This window comes from Pseudomonas sp. LAP_36, assembly GCF_019456785.1.
Classification (GTDB): domain Bacteria; phylum Pseudomonadota; class Gammaproteobacteria; order Pseudomonadales; family Pseudomonadaceae; genus Aquipseudomonas; species Aquipseudomonas tritici.
The window spans coordinates 400,110-418,135 of sequence record NZ_JAHZMS010000004.1; the positions used below are offsets into that span (position 1 = coordinate 400,110).

An 18,026-nucleotide genomic window follows, 5' to 3' on the forward strand; every position below is an offset into this window, starting at 1 on the left:
CGCCTAACGGAGTGTTTATGGCAGTCAAGGTCCTGGTGGTGGACGATTCGGGTTTCTTCCGTCGCCGCGTCTCGGAAATTCTTTCCGCTGATCCAACGATCCAGGTGGTCGGCACGGCCACCAACGGTAAAGAGGCGATTGATCAAGCCATTGCGTTGAAACCGGACGTGATCACCATGGACTACGAGATGCCGATGATGGATGGCATCACGGCAGTTCGGCACATCATGCAACGCTGCCCGACCCCGGTATTGATGTTCTCCTCGCTGACCCACGAAGGCGCCCGAGTGACCCTCGACGCGTTGGACGCTGGCGCAGTGGACTTCTTGCCGAAGAATTTCGAAGACATCTCGCGCAATCCTGAGAAGGTCAAGCAGATGCTGTGCGAGAAGGTGCACAGCATTTCGCGCAGTAACCGTCGCAGCTTATTCAGCGCGCCAGCGCCTGCACCGGTGGTGGCCCCTGCTGCACCCGCTAGTTCCTCATTCAGTCGCCCAGCTCCGGCCCCGGCCCCGGTTGCACGGCCTGCGGTGATGCCGGCACGTGCGTCTGCGCCAAGTGCGCATTCGCCTGCACCTAAGCGTAAAGCCTACAAGCTGGTCGCTATTGGTACGTCCACGGGCGGCCCGGTTGCCCTGCAACGCGTATTGACCCAACTGCCGGCCAATTTCCCGGCGCCGATCGTGTTGATCCAGCACATGCCTGCCGCCTTCACCAAGGCCTTTGCCGAGCGCCTGGACAAGCTGTGCCGCATCAGCGTCAAGGAAGCCGAGGATGGCGACATCCTGCGTCCTGGCCTGGCGCTGCTGGCCCCGGGTGGCAAGCAGATGATGGTGGATGGCCGTGGTGCGATCAAAATCCTGCCGGGCGATGAGCGCCTGAACTACAAGCCGTGCGTGGATATCACCTTTGGTTCGGCCGCCAAGTCCTACGGCGACAAAGTTCTGGCGGTGGTGCTCACCGGCATGGGCGCCGACGGCCGTGAAGGCGCGCGCCTGCTCAAGCAGGGCGGCAGCGCCATCTGGGCCCAGGACGAAGCCAGCTGTGTGATCTATGGCATGCCCATGGCCATCGTCAAAGCGGACCTGGCCGACGCGGTCTACAGCCTGGACGACATTGGCAAGCATCTGGTGGAGGCTTGCCTCTGATGGATGTCTTGAGCCTGATCGGCATCATCATGGCGTTTGTCGCGATTATCGGCGGCAACTACCTTGAGGGCGGCCACCTCGGCGCCCTGGCCAACGGCCCGGCGGCGCTGATCGTGATCGGTGGCACCGTGGGCGCGGCGTTGCTGCAATCGCCCATGAGCTCGTTCAAGCGCGCCATGCAGATTCTGATATGGATCATTTTCCCGCCTCGCGTGGACCTGCCAGGCGGCATCGACCGCGTGGTCAACTGGAGCCTCACCGCACGCAAGGAAGGCCTGCTGGGCCTGGAAGGCGTGGCCGATGCGGAGCCCGACAGCTACGCGCGCAAAGGCCTGCAATTACTGGTGGACGGCGCCGAGCCGGAAGCGATCCGCAGCATCCTGGAAGTGGATTTCTACACCCAGGAAAGCCGCGACATCAACGCCGCCAAAGTCTATGAAAGCATGGGCGGCTACGCGCCGACCATCGGCATCATCGGTGCGGTGATGGGCCTGATCCACGTGATGGGCAACCTCGCCGATCCGTCGCAACTGGGCAGCGGTATTGCCGTGGCATTTGTCGCCACCATCTACGGTGTGGCCAGTGCCAACCTGGTGTTGTTGCCGGTGGCCAGCAAGCTCAAGTCGATTGCCATGCGCCAGTCGCGTTACCGCGAAATGTTGCTCGAAGGCATTCTGTCGATTGCCGAGGGCGAGAACCCGCGTTCCATCGAATTGAAGCTCCAGGGCTTCATGGATTGATGGGAGATATCGATTATGAGCCGTCGTCGTCGCGAGCCTGAAGAACACGTCAACCACGAACGGTGGCTGGTGTCCTACGCGGACTTCATCACTTTGCTGTTCGCGTTTTTCGTGGTGATGTACTCGATCTCGTCGATTAACGAAGGCAAGTACAAAGTCATTTCCCAGGCGCTGATTGGCGTGTTCAACGACGCCGACCGCGCCCTCAAGCCGATCCCGATCGGCGAAGAACGGCCCAAGACCGTGACCCCGGCCAAGCCGCTGGTCAACGATAGCGATGAAACCGCTGCCGGCGTCGGTGGCACCAGCGATCCGCTGAAAAGCATCGCCGACGACATCAGTGCCGCGTTTGGCGACTTGATCAGTTCCAACCAGATGACCGTGCGTGGCAATGAGTTGTGGGTGGAGATCGAGCTTAATTCCAGCCTGCTGTTTGCCAGTGCCGATGCGATGCCCAGCGACCAGGCATTCACCATCATCGACAAGGTGGCGACGATTCTGAAGCCGTTCGAAAACCCGATCCACGTTGAAGGCTTTACCGACAATTTCCCGATCGCCACCGCGCAGTACCCGACCAACTGGGAGCTTTCGGCAGCACGGGCGTCGAGCATCGTGCGCATGCTCGCGATGCAGGGCGTGAACCCCGGGCGCCTGGCGTCGGTAGGGTACGGCGAGTTCCAGCCGGTGGCGAATAACGCCACGGTAGAAGGCCGCGCACGCAATCGTCGGGTGGTGCTGGTGGTGTCGCGCAACCTGGATGTGCGCCGCAGCCTGACCGGTACCGGCACTGCCAATGCAACTCCGGATGCGGCGTTGAAGCGGGCTGGCACACAAACTGCACCGGCACCTGCAAAGCCGCCGGTTCGTCAGAGTGCCGTCAATTCTCCGTCGCCGGCTCAATAACCCTATGCAATGTCTCGGTCGCGCCTGTGCCCGCCGGGAGGAACCAACCGAATGAGAGTCTGGGCAGTTGCCAATCAAAAAGGTGGAGTCGGCAAGACCACCACCTCCATCGCCTTAGCCGGTTTGCTCGCTGAGGCGGGCAAGCGTGTGGTCGTGGTGGACCTGGACCCTCACGGCTCCATGACCAGCTATTTCGGCTACGACCCGGATGCGCTGGAACACAGCAACTACGACCTGTTCCTGCATAAAGGCAGCGTGCCGGCCGATTTGCCGGGCCAACTGCTGCTGCCTACCAGCAACGAAAGCATTTCCCTGCTGCCCTCCAGCACCGCCCTGGCCACCCTGGAGCGCCAGTCGCCGGGGCAGAGCGGGCTGGGCCTGGTGATCGCCAAGACCCTGGCGCAACTGTGGCAAGACTTCGACTACGCGATCATCGACAGCCCGCCGTTGCTTGGCGTGTTGATGGTGAACGCCCTGGCAGCCAGCCAGCAACTGGTGATCCCGGTGCAGACTGAACACCTGGCGGTTAAAGGCCTGGAGCGCATGGTCAGCACTCTGGCGATGATCAACCGCTCGCGCAAACAGGCGCTGCCGTACAGCATCGTGCCGACCTTGTTCGACCGTCGCACCCAGGCGTCCCTCGGCACCCTGCGCGTATTGCGCGATGCCTACCCGGAGGCCATCTGGAACGGCTACATCCCGGTGGACACGCGCCTGCGGGACGCCAGCCGTGCAGGCCTCACACCGTCGCAGTTCGACGGCAAGAGCCGTGGCGTCCTTGCCTACCGCGCATTGCTCAAGCACCTGCTGTCCCAGCAGCTTGTGGCGCAGGTGGCGTGATGAACCGGCCCACCAAACTCAAGACCCGGCCGCAACTGGCACTGGAATCCTACCTGGATGCCTTGCTGCAGGATGCGACCGCGCAAGAACTGCCGGAACCGATCCTGGTGCTGGAGCCGGCTGTCGAACCAGTGGCCTTGCTGGATGAATTCCAGTTGGCGGTGCTGGAAGAGCAAGCCCGAGATGCGCAGGTTGTGGTGCCGATTACGCCGGTTGTGACCGCGCCTGTGGTGGTTGCGCCCGTCGTGCTCGAGCCGGTGGTGGAAGTGCACCTGCCACCGAGCATCACGCCGCCGCCGGTGACCGGTGATGGCCGCCCGAGCTGGGCTGCAGAGCCGTTTGAATGCCTGCTGTTCGACGTCGCCGGGTTGACCCTGGCGGTGCCGCTGGTGTGCCTGGGCTCGATTTATTCACTGGAAGGCCAGGAACTGACGCCACTGTTCGGGCAACCGGAGTGGTTTCTCGGCATCCTACCCAGCCAGGCCGGCAACCTGAAAGTCCTCGATACCGCGCGCTGGGTCATGCCTGACCGTTACCGCGACGACTTCCGCCAGGGCTTGCAATACGTGATCTCGGTGCAGGGCTACGAGTGGGGGCTGGCCGTGCATCAAGTCAGCCGCTCGTTGCGCCTGGACCCGAACGAAATCAAATGGCGCAGCCATCGGGGTCAACGGCCTTGGCTGGCGGGCACCGTGATTGAACACATGTGCGCGTTGCTTGATGTTTCCGAACTGGCCGAGTTGATCGCCAGTGGCGCCGCCAAGTCGATGCCAATAACTAAACGCAGTTGATTGAACAATAAGGGCCGCATGTGAATGCGGTCAGCGAAGCACACACGCCGTGTAAAACGGCATTTGAAGGGGTCAGGGGTATGAACAAGTCAGCGTCCGCACAAGGTTTGGATGATCCGATCCTGCAATGGGTTACCTTCAAACTGGACAACGAGTCCTATGGCATTAACGTGATGCGCGTGCAGGAAGTGCTGCGCTACACCGAGATTGCCCCGGTACCGGGTGCACCGAGCTACGTGCTGGGCATCATCAACCTGCGCGGCAACGTGGTGACGGTGATCGACACCCGCCAGCGTTTCGGCCTGGTGCCGACCGAAGTCAACGACAATACGCGTATCGTCATCATCGAGGCCGACAAGCAAGTGGTCGGGATCATGGTCGATAGCGTGGCCGAAGTGGTCTACCTGCGCCAATCCGAAGTTGAAACCGCGCCGAACGTGGGTAACGAAGAGTCCGCCAAGTTCATCCAGGGCGTGTGCAACAAGAACGGCGAACTGCTGATTCTGGTTGAGCTGGACAAGATGATGAGCGAAGAAGAATGGTCGGATCTGGAGAACATCTGATTGTTTCTTGAAGCAGCGGTAATTGTCCTGGCCCTGTTGTGGGCCGGGACGTTGGCATTCCTGCTGCGCTATGTGCGCCAGCAACGCGAGTTGTTGTTGCAGCAGGCTGAGCGCGATGCTGTGCGTGACCGGCGCGTGCTTGAGTTGGTAAAGCGAGTCGATCATTACCAGCAGAGTGCGGTGAAGGTTGGGGATGAGGTGCATGAACTGCGCGCGATCCTTGCGCCGATCCCGGATAAGCTGGCGCAGATTGAGCAGCGGGATCCCTCGAGTCTGTCGTTTGCCCAGGCCGCCAAGTTGGTGGGGATGGGGGCTACGGTGGATGAGCTGACGCAGTCGTGTGGGTTGACGCAGGCTGAGGCGCAGTTGATGAGTAAGCTGCATAAGAGCTGACTGTGGGCTTTGCTCGGCGTACATATCCATTCCTGCGGTAACGACTACCTATGGTTCCGCTCTTACAGCGGGTCACTTTTGGAAGGATCCAAAAGTAGTGGCCGTTACCTAAAAAATGGATAGGTACTCAGTCATCCAATTATTTTCCCATTCCATGGCTTTTTTCTCCTCGCCAAAGGTCCACATCCTTCAAGCACCTTTGAATCCAGGAGTAACCCACCCATGACCACCCCCAAGGCACTGTTGATCCTCCACGGCAAGCAAGCCCTCAACGAGGATGTGCGCGATGCCGTGAAGGCCCGGCGCGAGCAGGGCGGCGAGCTGGCGGTGCGGGTGACGTGGGAGGGCGGTGACGCCCAGCGCCTGGTCAATGAAGCCCTCACCGACGGCTACACCCATATCATCGCCGGCGGCGGCGACGGTACCTTGCGTGATGTGGCCGAAGCCATGGCCCAGGCCAAAACCGACGCCAGCCTGGTGCTGATGCCCTTGGGCACCGCCAACGACTTCGCCAAGGCTGCCGGTGTGCCGCTGGAACCCGCCCAGGCCCTGGCGCTGCTGGACGTGCCGCCACGGGCCATCGACCTCGGTAAGGTGGGCGGGCAAATTTTCCTCAATATGGCCACCGGCGGTTTTGGCAGCCAGGTCACTGCCAACACTTCCGAAGACTTGAAGAAGGTGCTCGGCGGCGCCGCATACCTGTTCACCGGCCTGTCGCGGTTCAGCGAGTTGAAGGCCGCCTACGCCGAGCTGGATGGTCCCGATTTTCACTGGAAGGGCGAGTTGCTCGCCTTGGGTATCGGCAACGGTCGCCAGGCGGGGGGTGGGCATGAGCTATGCCCCGGTGCAATGGCGGATGATGGCCTGCTGGACGTCAGTATCCTGCCCGCGCCGCAGGAAGTGGTCGGCACGCTGCGTGAGCTGATGACCAATGGCTGGGGCCTGGACACCATGTTTGTCCGTGCACGGCTGCCGTGGGTGAATATCAAGGTTGCGCAAGGCTTGTACATCAACTTGGATGGCGAGCCGCTGGAGGGCGACGACCTGCACTTCGAGGCCTTGCCCAAGGCCTTGCGCGTGCACCTGCCGGTGGATTCGCCGTTAGTCGTCCAGGCTGATGATCTGCTCGCGCACGGCAAATAACACCAGGCCGGCCACGTCGAAAATCTGCAGGCGTTTCATGATTTGCGAGCGGTGCGCTTCCACGGTCTTGATGCTCAAGCCCAAGCCGTGTGCGATTTCCCGGGTGGACTTGCCGCGCACGATCAAGCGCAGGATTTCCAGCTGCCGCGCCGTGAGGTTATGGCTGTGCGCGGCGGGCGTGGCGGGCCCCTGGCTACGGACCAGCGCCTGGTTGATTACCGTGTGGGCAATCGCCGGGCTCAGGTAACGTTCGTTGTTGCGCAAGGCCAGCAGCGCGTGTTCCAGCTCGTTGGCGGTGGTGTCCTTGAGCAGGTAGCCATGGGCGCCGGATTCCAGCGCGCGCATGATCAGTTCCGGGTCAGTGTGCATCGACAGAATCAGTACGCGGCTCTTGGGGTAGGCTCGCTTGAGTTGCTGCAAGGCATCCAGGCCGCCGGTGTGCTTCATCGACAGGTCCAATAACACGATATCGGGCAGCAAGGCGCTGAACTGCTCAAGTAGTTGCGCGCCATCGCTGGCTTCGCCGATGACGGTGTAGCCGGGAATGTCCTGGACCAGCGCGCGTACGCCGGCCCGGATCAAAGCGTGGTCATCCACCAGGAGTAATTTGCAGGTCACTCGATAACCTTAGGGGAACTGGCCCGTTCAAGGGCGCGGGGCGCCCAGGGGAAAAGCGCGTCGATCCGTGTCCCTTTGCCTGGCTGGCTGCTGACGGATAATGAACCGCCAAGCTGATCAACCCGCTCGGACATGCCGGCCATGCCCCGTTGGCCTTCCAGGGCAGGGTTGATGGCCGGCGAAAAACCCTGGCCGTCATCGCAGATACTCAGCGAGAGGCCCTCGGGCAGGCGTTGCAGGCGGACCAGCAGGTTACCCGCCTGGGCGTGGCGTAGCATGTTGGTCACCGCTTCCTGGGTGATGCGAAAGGCCGCTACCGCCATTTCTTCCGGAATACCGGTCAGCCGTTGCTGGCATTCCAGGCTCCAGCACACCTGGGTGTTTTCCAGGGTCTTGAGCAGGTGCGCGCGCAGGCTGGCTTCCAGGCCCAGGCTGGCCAGCTGGCGAGGATTGAGAATGGCGGAGACGTCGCGCACCTTGGCCAGGGTTTCATTCAGGGTGTTGCACAGCACCGTGCACTGGCTTTGCAGGTCGTCCGGCAGGCGGCGCTTGAGCCATTCGCTTTGCAGCTTGGCGGCGGTGAGCAGTTGGCCGATATCGTCATGCAGCTCGCGGCTGAGGCGGTGGCGTTCGTTTTCCTGGACTTGCAGCAGGCGGTCGGCCAATTCCTGGGGCTGGAACTTGATGGATTTGCGCGAGCGCCACTGTTGCAGGCCCATCACGAGCAGGGTGGCCAGGTTGAGCACAATCACCAGCAGCGGCAAGGGCGCAGAACGGGTATAGGTCCAGAGGCTCAGCAACAGCGAGCCAAGGCACAGGGCGAGGATCAAACGGCGTGCATTGCTGCGGGACGCGGACCTTGCGATGAGTGTCTTGAGGCTGGCGTACATAGCGGATGGAGCCAATGAGGGTTCGCTGCGGGAAGACCGGTCATGGCGGCTGACAGGGCTCTGTTTGGAATGCGTTATCGAATCGTTTTCAAGCTTGATGAAGTTGGGTCACTTCGAGCGGGGCATAGTACCACCACTATTACCGTTGGTCGCCTGGCTGGGTTATTAAACGTGCAAATGTTCCAGGCGGTATTCCCGGAGTTCATGAAGTGAGGGGTTATATTACTTCCGTGAATTTGTATCGTTATTACCGTTAATGGCTAATTGATATTGCGTGGGTGGGATTCAATTCCATTTGATGGGTGGCGATGTCGTTTTTAGATACCTTCAGGTTTAAACACGACCTGATATCCGCTCAAGACGTGTGGTGCATTCGCTGCTGAGGTTTAAAGCTGAAATCCTTTTGTGGAATATGCAGAGTTACCGTAGCAATCAGCGTCGTTTGCTCCGCTTCATCCAATGCCAGTTGGCCGGTTCTTACATCAATCAACTCCAGCTGCCAGGCGAGCAATTTCAAGCACTCTTCCAGGGCGTCCAAGGCTTGATCATGCAACTGCAAGGGGCTCTCGGCATTGGCGATCAGGTACTGAATATGCCGCGAGAACTCGCTGATCGCCTGCAGTGCAAGGTGATCGGCGCTCTCGGCGAGCTTGATCAAGCTGGCCTTCATGCAGTCGATGGCGTCACTGTCGTTTCGGATCAAATGCAAGTGGCTCAAGCATTCCTCCGATTTGGCCAGCAGCTTTTCCGCCTCGTGCAGGAATTCGGGAAGTGCAAGTTGCCACTCTCTACCGTTGTTCATCATGCAAGTCTCCACAACATAAGGTCGGGTGATGAGATGTCGCACCGGGTGAATGGCTTAAAAGTAGCGCTGAAATATGACTGAAATCTGTAGGTTGGTTCTGAGATTTCAGTAGGACGTTTATTAGAGTGACGGCGACGGCTGTGCGCGGCCCTCATGAATGGGGTCAATTGCACACCTTCAAGTGCCGACATCTGAGTGTCTGGAAGACCCGCGGGCTGAGGGCTTGGGATGGCAAACAAAAGCCTGACTCCATTCATGCATTGAGAATGGCGTCACATTAATGGCTATTAGATATTGCGAATATCAGGTCGGGCCTGATTGCGCATAGGGGAATCCCTTACATGGCGGAACCTTGCGTCGAACTTAATGTCGCGCAACGTCGCTGCACCGCTACTTGTAGAGCCAGAGCAGTAAACCATGATGTCAGTGTGACATCAATGCATTTACGTGGCATTTTACAGGGGTCAAGGTCTGGCGCTCGCCGCCGATAACAAACCTTATGTGAACTGCACAATCCCCTAGCGCATCAGGAGCTTTTAATGGCCGGCATTCTCGACACGGTAGATCAACGCACGCAACTGGTGGGTGAGAATCGCCTTGAGATCCTTATGTTCCGCCTGGCCGGGCGGCAGCTGTTCGCGATCAACGTGTTCAAGGTGCAGGAAGTCCTGCAACTGCCCAAGCTGACGTTGATGCCGCAACGCCACCCGTTCGTATGCGGCGTGGTCAACCTGCGGGGCCAGACGCTGCCGGTGATCGACCTGTCCCAGGCCATCGGCATGCGCCCGCTTGTGCCGGGGCCCAACAGCACCATTATTGTCACCGAGTACAACCGTTCGGTGCAGGCGTTCCTGGTGGGCGGCGTGGACCGCATCGTCAACATGAACTGGGAAGCCATCCTGCCGCCGCCAGCCAGCGCCGGGCGCCAGCATTACCTCACCGCCATCAGCAAGGTCGACGACCAGTTGGTGGAAATCATCGACGTGGAAAAAGTCTTGGCTGAGATCGTGCCGTACAACGCCAAGGTCTCCCGTGAAAAACTCGAAGACCCGGTGCTGGAACGCGCCCGTGGCCGTGAAGTGCTGCTGGTGGATGACTCCAACGTGGCCCTCTCGCAACTGCGCGACACCCTCGGCCAACTGGGCGTGAAGATGCACATCGCCAGCGATGGTCTCAAGGCCTTGAACATGCTCAAGGCCTGGGCCGACAGCGGCCAGGTGATGACCGACAAGCTGTTGATGATCTTCACCGACGCCGAAATGCCCGAAATGGACGGCTACCGCCTCACCACCGAGATCCGCAATGATCCGCGCCTGCGCAGCCTCTACGTGGTGCTGCACACCTCGTTGTCGGGCAGCTTCAACGACTCGATGGTGAAGAAGGTCGGCTGTGACAACTTCCTGTCCAAGTTCCAGCCCGACAAGCTGGTGGACGTGGTGCGCCAACGTCTGATGCTGGACGAAGTGCCCGCCATGTAGTGAGCGGTTATAGTGTGGGCTTTACTCGTTCAGGAATGCAGGCTCATGCTTCGTCTCAGCGCGTTGTACCGTTACCCTTTGAAGTCCGGCAAGGCCGAAATACTGCAACAGGTCGGCCTGGATAAGCTCGGTGTGGACGGGGATCGACGCTGGATGCTGGTGGATGAAGCCAGCGGGCGTTTCCTCACACAGCGCGCCGTGGCGAAGATGAGCCAACTGTCGGCGCTGTGGAACAGCCGCGGTGGCCTCACCCTGAGTTCGCCTGGCTACACGCCGCTGGACGTGGCGCTGCCGGCCAGCGACGACGCGTTGCGGGGTGTGACCATCTGGCGTGACACCCTGCGCGTGCCGGATGCCGGCGACGCGGCGGCTGCCTGGGTCAGTGACTTTATCGGCAAACCGACGCGACTGGTCCACATCCCCCTGGCGCGCGCGCGTACCACCCAGGCGGGTTACGGCAAGGACGATGACCAAGTCGCGTTTGCCGACGGTTACCCCTTGCTCGTGATCGGCCAGGCCTCCCTGGACGACCTCTCGCAACGCATCGGCCGCCCCATGGAAATGCTGCGCTTTCGTCCCAACCTCGTGATCGAAGGCAGCGAAGCCTTCGCCGAAGACGGCTGGAAACGCCTGCGTATTGGCGATGTGGAGTTCCGTGCGGTCAAGCCGTGCTCGCGCTGCATTCTTACCACCATCGACCCGCACACCGGCGAACGCAGCGCCGACCGCGAGCCTTTTGCGACGCTGGAGACTTATCGCAAGACTGAGGATGGCGCGATTTTCGGCCAGAACCTGGTCAATGACGGCGTTGGGCGACTGGAGATTGGAATGCCGGTGACCCTTCTCGAGTAATTCACCCGCCCATAAAAAATGCCCGTCTCGCAGGAGATGGGCATTTTTTTGAGCCTTGGAAAACCCTTACCCGCGGTATTCGCACAGGTAAGCGGTGTCCACGGCGACCTTGAGCTGGAACTTGCTGTTGGCCGGTACGTTGAACTGGCTGCCGGCAGCGAAGGTTTCCCAGTCGCTGGCGTCAGGCAGTTTGACGGTCAGGGCGCCGGAGACCACGTGCATGATTTCACGCTGCGCCGTACCGAACTCGTATTCACCCGGGGCCATTACGCCGATGGTCGCCGGACCTTCTGCAGTGCCGAAAGCGATCGACTTGACGGTGCCGTCGAAGTACTCGTTGACTTTAAACATGGGCGATTCCTCGGAAAAGGGTCTGGAAAGGTCGGCCAGTATGCCCAAGGGCAGGGGAGCTGCCTAGACCGGCAGAATCAGCGGTAACAAGCGCGCCGTATTGCGCGCATCCTCCAGCGCCCGATGCTGCTGGCCATGGAACTGCATCCCCGCCAATTGCAGGGCGCCGTTGAGGCCCAGAGGCTTGTCCAGACGCCGGGCCTTGGCGAAGCGCTGCTTGAGGTTTACATGGGGCGTGTTGGCGAGCGCGCTGGCCAGGCCATTGCGCTGCCACTCCAGCTCCAACTGCTTGCGATCGTAATCGCCCCAACTGGCCCAGCCTTCCAGGCGCGGCTGATGCTGGCCCAGCCAGCGTTCGAACAGCGGCCACACCTCGGTGATCGGCGCCGCGCCATCGATGTTTGCCTGGGTGATGTGCGTCAGTTGGCGACAGAAAGGCGTCAGCAATGGCCGGCGCAGCGGGCGTACAAAGCGCTGGAAATGATCCAGCTCGCGCCCCTGGCGGTTGACCAGGCTCGCGCCGATCTCAATGACTTCCATCTCCGTCACGGGCCAGCCGCCTTCATCCGTTGTGGCTTCAAGGTCAATAATCAGCCAATGAGGCATCGCGCAGGTTCCTGTACTCTTCCCTTTCTGTTGGGGATAGAGCGTAGCCCGGCCGTGTAGTTCCGCCTAGGGGCTATTCGATCTCCAGTAAAACCTGACGATTACGCACTTGATCTCCGGCAATAACCTGCACGCCCTTGATCACGCCGTCGATACCGGCGGTCAGCGGATGCTCCATTTTCATGGCTTCGAGCACCAGCAGCAGTTGGCCTTTGTTCACGCTGTCGCCGGCGCAAACCCGCACATCGACGATGGCGCCGTCCATCGGTGCCTTGACGGTGCCGCTGCTGGCGTCGGCCTGGCGGCTGGCGACTTGCTGGGTGCGGTTGGTCACCGTGAGGCCGGGCAGCCACAGTTGGTTGCCGTCAAGATGATAGGCAACGCGGCGGCGGATGCCGTTGAGTACCACGGTGGCGTAGCGCCCGTCGGTGGTGAGTGGCAGAGGATCAGCGCTGACGCTGTGGATTTCGCCGTTGACTTCAAGGCGATAGGTGCCTGGGACGCTGGCGCTGTTGCGCCATCCCGCCAGGGCTTGCGGATGCGGGTCGGCGCTGTGCGTATAAAACAGCGCGGCGGCCAGGGCGAGTTGGTCGTTTGATGCGGACTGGGGCAGGACTTCGTTGAAGTGTTCTGCGATAAATCCGGTGCTGAAATCCCCAGCGATAAAGTCCGGGTGCTTGAGCATATCGGCCAACAGCTGCCGATTGGTCGCGACCCCCAGCAACACGGTGTCTTCAACCGCCCGCAGCAGTTTGCGCCGCGCCTCTTCACGTGTGGCGCCATGGGCAATGATCTTGCCCAGCATCGGGTCGTAGAACGGGCTGATGCGCTGGCCCTCCACCACGCCATGATCGATGCGCACGCCCACGGCCGGTTCCCAGAGCAGCACATCGCCGGTTTGCGGCAAGAAGCCCTGGGCCGGATCTTCGGCGTACAGGCGCACTTCCATGGCATGGCCGCCCAGGGTTACGTCGGCTTGGGTCAGTGGCAGTGTTTGGCCGGCGGCGATCTGCAGTTGCCAATCCAACAGGTCCAGCCCGGTGATGAGTTCGGTCACCGGGTGCTCCACCTGCAGGCGGGTGTTCATCTCCAGGAAGTAGAACTGACCGTGGCGGTCGAGCAGGAATTCCACGGTGCCCGCACCGACGTAATTCACCGCACGCCCGGCCTTCAGGGCGGCTTCGCCCATGGCTTGGCGCAGTGCTTGGGTCATGACGGGGCAGGGGGCTTCTTCGATGACTTTCTGGTGGCGGCGTTGGATTGAGCAGTCGCGTTCGCCGAGGTAGATCAGGTTGCCGTGGCTGTCGCCGAACAGTTGGATTTCGACGTGGCGTGGGTCGATCAGGGCTTGTTCGAGGATCAGTTCGTCGCTGCCAAAGGCATTTTTGGCTTCGGAGCGGGCGGTGTGCAGGTTGTTCAACAGGTCTTTTGGATGGTGCACCAAGCGCATGCCGCGACCGCCGCCGCCGGCGCTGGCTTTGATCATCAGAGGGTAGCCGATGCGTTCGGCTTGTTGTTGCAGGGTGGTGTCGTCCTGGGCGCTGCCTTGGTAGCCGGCGATGCAGGGGACGCCGGCTTCGAGCATGGCGAGTTTGGATTGGCGTTTGCTGCCCATCAGTTCGATGGCCTCAGCGCTGGGGCCGATGAAGGTGAGGCTGGCGTCCTGGCAGGCACGGGCGAAATGGGGGTTTTCGGAGAGGAAGCCGTAGCCGGGGTGGATGGCGTCGGCGCCTGTTCGTTTGGCTGCGTCGAGGATGGCCTCGATGTTGAGGTATGACTGGTGGACCGGGGAAGGGCCGATATGGACGGCTTCGTCGGCCATCTGGACGTGCAGGGCTTGGGTGTCGGCGTCGCTGTAGACCGCGACCGTGCGATAGCCCAGGGCTTGGGCGGTGCGTTGGATGCGGCAGGCGATTTCGCCGCGGTTGGCGATAAGGATTTTGGTGAGCTGTGGCATTTTTTTGCTCCGTGGGTATATCCGTTATTTAGGTAACGGCTACTTAGGGTTCCGCTCTTACAGCGGGTCACTTTTGGAAAGGCCCAAAAGTAACCAAAAGGCCTTCGCCCCAACACTCGGCACCTCGCCTAGGCTCGGTGTGCCCTCACTCCGGCTTTGGAGCGTTTGCCGCCGCGATGGGCCATCCTTGGCCCAGCGCGGCTAACCCGGCGTCCTGCCGGGTTACCCACGCTCCAAAGCCTGCGTTCGGCCAGCGTGTTTGACGGGGCGCCTCAGATCAAAAGCAAAAGCGCGGCGGCCTTAGGGCCGACCGGCTTTGTGTGTCGTATGCGGTCAAAAATGTGGGAGCTGGCTTGCCTGCGAAGGCGTCATCTGCACCACCCCGGCTTGCGCTTCTGCACAAACGCCTGCGTCCCCTCAATCCCTTCTTCGCTCCTCACCGCCTCGGCAAACCACTGCGCGCCTCGATCCAGCACGCCTTCAAGCGGTTCATCCACACTCGCCAGCAACAGCGCTTTAGTCCGCCCATTCGCGCCCGGCGCACACCGCAGCACTTGCCCCAACACCTCATCCAAACGCTCCGCCAATGCCTGCGGGTCGCGCTCGGTGAAGTGCACGACGCCCAGTCGCTCCGCTTCCACCCCATCAAACCGCGCCGCCGTCAGCGCCAGCCGTCGTGCCTGGGTCAGACCAATGCGCTTCACCACAAACGGCGCAATCTGCGCGGGTAATAACCCCAGACTGGTCTCCGGCAATCCGAATTGCGCCTGGTGATCGGCAATCGCAATATCACTCACACACGCCAACCCGAACCCACCGCCCAGCACCGCGCCTTGCAGCACTAAGATCACTACTTGCGGCACCGCTTCCACTTCTTGCAGTAACGTGCCAAACGCCCGATTCAGCGCCTGTAGTTGGTTGCCCGCAGTGACCAGGTCCTTCACATCCGCCCCGGCGCAGAAATGTCCGCCCGCGCCGCTGATCACCAGCGCGCGCACCTGGCTGTCCAGCTGTGCCAATACGGCGCGCAGTTCGTTGACCATCTCCAGGCTCATCGCATTGCGGCTTTCCGGTCGGTTGAGGGTGATGTGCAGCACGCCGTTGTGCGGTTCCAGCAGCAAGGTATTCATGATTTTTTCCCCGGCAGGGTGCCCATCAGTTTGCAGATGATGCCCAGCATGATTTCGTCGGCGCCGCCGCCAATCGATACGAGGCGCACATCGCGGTAAGCGCGGGCCACAGGGTTGTCCCACATAAAGCCCATGCCGCCCCAGTATTGCAGGCAACTGTCGCTGACTTCGCGGCCCAGACGCCCGGCCTTGAGTTTGGCCATGGAGGCCAGGCGGGTTACGTCCTTGCCTTTGACGTATTGCTCGGTGGCCTGGTAGACCAACGCGCGCAGGCATTCGATTTCGGTGGACAGTTCGGCCAAGCGAAAGTGGATGACTTGGTTGTCGATCAGCGCCTTGCCGAAGGTCTGGCGCTCTTTGCAGTAGTCGATGGTGCTGTCGATGCAATGCTCCAGGCCCTTGATCATATTGGCCGCGCCAAACAGGCGTTCTTCCTGGAATTGCAGCATCTGCATCATGAAGCCTGCGCCTTCGTGGCCGATGCGGTTGCGCTGGGGCACGCGCACGTTGTCGAAAAACACCTGCGCGGTCTCGGAGCTGTGCATGCCGAGTTTTTCCAGGGGCGGGCTGACGCTGATGCCGGGGGTGTTCATCGGCAGCATGATCAGTGATTTGTTGATGTGCGGTTTGTCGTCGGAGGTGTTGGCCAGCAAGCAGATAAAGTCGGCGCTGGGCGAGTTGGTGATCCACATTTTGCTGCCGTTGATCACGTAGTCGTCGCCGTCTTTGCGCGCATGGGTCTTGAGCCCGGCCACGTCGGAACCGGCGCCGGTTTCCGAGACGCCGATGCAGCCGACCTGTTCGCCGCTGATGGCCGGGCGCAGGAATTCGTCGCGCAGTTCATCGGAGCCGAAGCGGGCGAGGGCGGGGGTGCACATGTCGGTTTGCACGCCGATGGACATGGGGATACCGCCGCAACGGATGGTGCCGAACTCTTCGGCGGCGACGATAGAGTAGCTGTAGTCCAGGCCCATGCCGCCGAATGTCTCCGGCTTGGAAATGCCCAGCAGGCCGAGGTCGCCGGCCTTGCGGAAGATCTCGTGGATGGGAAAGCGCCCGGCTTTTTCCCATTCATCCACATGGGGGTTGATCTCGCGGTCGACGAAGGCACGGACGGTGCGGCGCAGTTCCTGGTGTTCCTGGGTGAAGATCATTTTTATTGTTCTCCTGATCGCGACGCGGAGCGTCCCGGCGAAATTTAGAGACGCGCTACACCGAAAGTATTGGCTTGCAACTCACGCACCTCGGCCTCGTGGCAGGTATCCAGCAAAAAGCCCAGCAAGGTCCGCGTATCCCGTGGATCAATCAACCCGTCGTCCCACAGGTTGGCGCTGCCGTACAGCGCGGTGGACTGGCTGTCGAGCTTCTGCGCGGTGACCTGCTCCAACATATCCAGCACTTTGGGATCCGGCACCAGGCCGTCCTTCAACTGCTTGGCCTCGGTGACAATCCGCAGCACCTTGCCCGCCTGCGCGCCACCCATGACCGCGGTGCGGCTGTTGGGCCAGGCGAAGATAAAACGCGGGTCCAGGCCGCGGCCGCACATCGCGTAGTTGCCCGCGCCATAAGAGCCGCCCACCACCACCGTGAGTTTAGGCACGCGGGCATTGGCCACCGCCTGGATCATCTTTGCGCCGTGTTTGATCACGCCTTGTTGTTCCGACTCGGTGCCCACCATGAAACCGGTGGTGTTGTGCAGGAACAATAGCGGCGTTCGGCTCTGGTCGCAGAGCTGGATGAATTGCGCGGCCTTGCTCGCGCCCTTCGGCGTGATGGGGCCATTGTTGCCAATCACGCCGACGGCGCGGCCCTGGATGTGCAGGTGGCCGCAGACAGTGTGCGCATCGAACTCGCCTTTGAACTCGAGGAACTGCGAGCCGTCTGCCAGGCGCGCGAGGATTTCGCGCACGTCGTAGGGTTTTTTCGGGTCGTCGGGGATCAGGCCCAGCAGTTCTTCGATGGGGTACAGCGGCTCTGCGAAGGCGCGTTTCGGCACCGGCGGCAGGCGATCGTCCCAAGGCAACAGGCTGACAATCTCACGAGCGATGCGTACGCCGTCGGCGTCATTTTCCGCCAAGTACTCGGCGGTGCCGGCCGTTTGTGCGTGCATCTCGGCGCCGCCCAGTTCTTCATCGGTCGCCACTTCGCCGGTCGCGGCCTTGAGCAGCGGCGGACCAGCGAGGAACAGTTTGGCGCGTCCGCGCACCACCACCACGTAATCCGACAACCCCGGCTGATACGCACCACCCGCCGTGGCCGAGCCATGCACCACGGTGATCTGCGGCAAGCCCATGGCCGACATGCGCGCCTGGTTGGCAAAGCTGCGCGCGCCTTCGACGAAAATCTCGGCGGCATAGTTGAGGTTGGCACCGCCGCTCTCGGCCAGGGTCACCACCGGCAGTTTGTTCTCCATGGCGATCTGTTGCAGGCGCAGGGATTTCTTCAAGCCCGTGGGGGAAATGGTGCCGCCCTTGATCGCGCTGTTATTGGCCACCACCAGCATGCGCACGCCGCTGACGTAGCCGATCCCGGCGATCAACCCACCGCCGGCGGCGCTGCCGTCCTTGTCGTCGTGCAGCTTGTAGCCGGCCAGGCTGGCCAGCTCCAGAAACGGCGCGCCGGGGTCCAACAAAAGGTTGAGGCGTTCGCGGGGCAGCAGTTGGCCGCGCTTGTCGAACTTGGGCTTGGCGTCCTGTGCCTTGCTCAGCAGGGTGTGTTCCAGTTCGCGCACGTGGGTGATGGCGGCGAGCATGGCTTCACGGTTCTGCGCGAACTGTGGGCTGTGGGTATCGATCAGGGATTCAATCACCGGCATGGC

General features: G+C 61.3%; 19 protein-coding genes. 10 read left to right on the forward strand and 9 right to left on the reverse strand.

Translation table 11 applies throughout. The annotated features are described in order from the left end of the window. Positions 1–17 precede the first annotated feature (17 nt). The 8 genes from JBO08_RS16600 (at position 18) to yegS (ending at position 6,521) form a co-directional block, all read left to right on the forward strand. A complete protein-coding gene (locus JBO08_RS16600; RefSeq protein WP_065873416.1) occupies positions 18–1,148 on the forward strand; it encodes a chemotaxis response regulator protein-glutamate methylesterase in 1,131 nt (376 codons plus the stop codon). Further along, the gene (locus JBO08_RS16605; RefSeq protein WP_033900785.1) at positions 1,148–1,888 is read left to right on the forward strand and encodes a flagellar motor protein; all 741 of its coding nucleotides are present in this window, start codon (positions 1,148–1,150) and stop codon (positions 1,886–1,888) included. Before JBO08_RS16600 ends, JBO08_RS16605 begins: the two co-directional genes overlap by 1 nt. Before the next feature lie 15 nt (positions 1,889–1,903). Next, positions 1,904–2,791, forward strand: coding sequence for a flagellar motor protein MotD (motD, locus tag JBO08_RS16610; protein WP_049712169.1), 888 nt, complete (start codon positions 1,904–1,906; stop codon positions 2,789–2,791). Between the two features lie 51 nt (positions 2,792–2,842). After that, positions 2,843–3,631, forward strand: a complete 789-nt coding sequence (locus tag JBO08_RS16615) for a ParA family protein (RefSeq protein WP_065873415.1) — start codon at positions 2,843–2,845, stop codon at positions 3,629–3,631. Continuing rightward, the gene (locus JBO08_RS16620; RefSeq protein ID WP_065873414.1) at positions 3,631–4,422 is read left to right on the forward strand and encodes a CheW domain-containing protein; all 792 of its coding nucleotides are present in this window, start codon (positions 3,631–3,633) and stop codon (positions 4,420–4,422) included. Before JBO08_RS16615 ends, JBO08_RS16620 begins: the two co-directional genes overlap by 1 nt. An 80-nt stretch (positions 4,423–4,502) precedes the next feature. Continuing rightward, positions 4,503–4,985 (forward strand): chemotaxis protein CheW, encoded by a 483-nt coding sequence (locus JBO08_RS16625; RefSeq protein WP_003236843.1) that lies wholly within the window; start codon positions 4,503–4,505, stop codon positions 4,983–4,985. After that, the gene (locus JBO08_RS16630; protein ID WP_065873413.1) at positions 4,986–5,378 is read left to right on the forward strand and encodes a DUF2802 domain-containing protein; all 393 of its coding nucleotides are present in this window, start codon (positions 4,986–4,988) and stop codon (positions 5,376–5,378) included. Between the two features lie 222 nt (positions 5,379–5,600). Continuing rightward, a complete protein-coding gene (gene yegS, locus JBO08_RS16635) occupies positions 5,601–6,521 on the forward strand; it encodes a lipid kinase YegS (RefSeq protein ID WP_065873412.1) in 921 nt (306 codons plus the stop codon). On the opposite strand, the gene JBO08_RS16640 is transcribed toward yegS, so the two are convergent. The 3 genes from JBO08_RS16640 to JBO08_RS16650 all read right to left on the reverse strand — a co-directional run bounded on the left by JBO08_RS16640 (position 6,480) and on the right by JBO08_RS16650 (position 8,834). Next, the gene (locus JBO08_RS16640; RefSeq protein WP_065873411.1) at positions 6,480–7,139 is read right to left on the reverse strand and encodes a response regulator transcription factor; all 660 of its coding nucleotides are present in this window, start codon (positions 7,137–7,139) and stop codon (positions 6,480–6,482) included. The two genes, yegS and JBO08_RS16640, sit on opposite strands and share 42 nt — an antisense overlap. After that, positions 7,136–8,029: a sensor histidine kinase gene (locus JBO08_RS16645; RefSeq protein WP_065873410.1), complete on the reverse strand. Its 894-nt coding sequence runs from the start codon at positions 8,027–8,029 to the stop codon at positions 7,136–7,138. Before JBO08_RS16645 ends, JBO08_RS16640 begins: the two co-directional genes overlap by 4 nt. Positions 8,030–8,384: 355 nt before the next feature. Next, positions 8,385–8,834, reverse strand: coding sequence for a hypothetical protein (locus JBO08_RS16650; protein WP_175403045.1), 450 nt, complete (start codon positions 8,832–8,834; stop codon positions 8,385–8,387). 539 nt (positions 8,835–9,373) lie between these two features. Here JBO08_RS16650 and JBO08_RS16655 point away from each other — a divergent pair. Beyond that, complete coding sequence (locus JBO08_RS16655; RefSeq protein ID WP_065873409.1) at positions 9,374–10,312, forward strand: chemotaxis protein CheV; 939 nt, start codon at positions 9,374–9,376, stop codon at positions 10,310–10,312. 45 nt (positions 10,313–10,357) lie between these two features. Next, positions 10,358–11,164, forward strand: a complete 807-nt coding sequence (locus JBO08_RS16660; RefSeq protein WP_220074770.1) for an MOSC domain-containing protein — start codon at positions 10,358–10,360, stop codon at positions 11,162–11,164. A gap of 66 nt (positions 11,165–11,230) precedes the next feature. Here JBO08_RS16660 and JBO08_RS16665 read toward each other — a convergent pair whose 3' ends face one another. The 6 genes from JBO08_RS16665 to atuC form a co-directional block, all read right to left on the reverse strand. Beyond that, positions 11,231–11,515: a pyrimidine/purine nucleoside phosphorylase gene (locus JBO08_RS16665; RefSeq protein WP_058424671.1), complete on the reverse strand. Its 285-nt coding sequence runs from the start codon at positions 11,513–11,515 to the stop codon at positions 11,231–11,233. A gap of 63 nt (positions 11,516–11,578) precedes the next feature. After that, positions 11,579–12,121, reverse strand: a complete 543-nt coding sequence (locus JBO08_RS16670) for an exonuclease domain-containing protein (protein ID WP_065873407.1) — start codon at positions 12,119–12,121, stop codon at positions 11,579–11,581. 73 nt (positions 12,122–12,194) lie between these two features. After that, positions 12,195–14,078 carry an acetyl/propionyl/methylcrotonyl-CoA carboxylase subunit alpha gene (locus JBO08_RS16675; protein ID WP_220074769.1) on the reverse strand — a complete coding sequence of 628 codons (1,884 nt, stop codon included), beginning with the start codon at positions 14,076–14,078 and terminating at the stop codon, positions 12,195–12,197. Between the two features lie 368 nt (positions 14,079–14,446). Then, on the reverse strand, positions 14,447–15,208 hold the full coding sequence (locus JBO08_RS16680) for an enoyl-CoA hydratase/isomerase family protein (protein WP_220074768.1): 762 nt from the start codon (positions 15,206–15,208) through the stop codon (positions 14,447–14,449). Further along, positions 15,205–16,362 carry a citronellyl-CoA dehydrogenase gene (gene atuD, locus JBO08_RS16685; protein WP_065873404.1) on the reverse strand — a complete coding sequence of 386 codons (1,158 nt, stop codon included), beginning with the start codon at positions 16,360–16,362 and terminating at the stop codon, positions 15,205–15,207. The genes JBO08_RS16680 and atuD overlap by 4 nt, the downstream gene beginning before the upstream one ends. 44 nt (positions 16,363–16,406) lie before the next feature. Further along, a complete protein-coding gene (gene atuC / locus JBO08_RS16690; RefSeq protein WP_065891079.1) occupies positions 16,407–18,023 on the reverse strand; it encodes a geranyl-CoA carboxylase subunit beta in 1,617 nt (538 codons plus the stop codon). Positions 18,024–18,026: the final 3 nt, after the last annotated feature.

Bases quoted from the DNA above. Each gene is read 5' to 3' on its own strand.
- JBO08_RS16600 (WP_065873416.1), top strand. From the start codon at position 18: ATGGCAGTCAAGGTCCTGGTGGTGGACGATTCGGGTTTCTTCCGTCGC.
- JBO08_RS16605 (WP_033900785.1), top strand. From the start codon at position 1,148: ATGGATGTCTTGAGCCTGATCGGCATCATCATGGCGTTTGTCGCGATT.
- motD (WP_049712169.1), top strand. From the start codon at position 1,904: ATGAGCCGTCGTCGTCGCGAGCCTGAAGAACACGTCAACCACGAACGG.
- JBO08_RS16615 (WP_065873415.1), top strand. From the start codon at position 2,843: ATGAGAGTCTGGGCAGTTGCCAATCAAAAAGGTGGAGTCGGCAAGACC.
- JBO08_RS16620 (WP_065873414.1), top strand. From the start codon at position 3,631: ATGAACCGGCCCACCAAACTCAAGACCCGGCCGCAACTGGCACTGGAA.
- JBO08_RS16625 (WP_003236843.1), top strand. From the start codon at position 4,503: ATGAACAAGTCAGCGTCCGCACAAGGTTTGGATGATCCGATCCTGCAA.
- yegS (WP_065873412.1), top strand. From the start codon at position 5,601: ATGACCACCCCCAAGGCACTGTTGATCCTCCACGGCAAGCAAGCCCTC.
- JBO08_RS16645 (WP_065873410.1), bottom strand. From the start codon at position 8,029: ATGTACGCCAGCCTCAAGACACTCATCGCAAGGTCCGCGTCCCGCAGC.
- JBO08_RS16650 (WP_175403045.1), bottom strand. From the start codon at position 8,834: ATGATGAACAACGGTAGAGAGTGGCAACTTGCACTTCCCGAATTCCTG.
- JBO08_RS16655 (WP_065873409.1), top strand. From the start codon at position 9,374: ATGGCCGGCATTCTCGACACGGTAGATCAACGCACGCAACTGGTGGGT.
- JBO08_RS16660 (WP_220074770.1), top strand. From the start codon at position 10,358: ATGCTTCGTCTCAGCGCGTTGTACCGTTACCCTTTGAAGTCCGGCAAG.
- JBO08_RS16665 (WP_058424671.1), bottom strand. From the start codon at position 11,515: ATGTTTAAAGTCAACGAGTACTTCGACGGCACCGTCAAGTCGATCGCT.
- JBO08_RS16670 (WP_065873407.1), bottom strand. From the start codon at position 12,121: ATGCCTCATTGGCTGATTATTGACCTTGAAGCCACAACGGATGAAGGC.
- JBO08_RS16675 (WP_220074769.1), bottom strand. From the start codon at position 14,078: ATGCCACAGCTCACCAAAATCCTTATCGCCAACCGCGGCGAAATCGCC.
- JBO08_RS16680 (WP_220074768.1), bottom strand. From the start codon at position 15,208: ATGAATACCTTGCTGCTGGAACCGCACAACGGCGTGCTGCACATCACC.
- atuD (WP_065873404.1), bottom strand. From the start codon at position 16,362: ATGATCTTCACCCAGGAACACCAGGAACTGCGCCGCACCGTCCGTGCC.
- atuC (WP_065891079.1), bottom strand. From the start codon at position 18,023: ATGCCGGTGATTGAATCCCTGATCGATACCCACAGCCCACAGTTCGCG.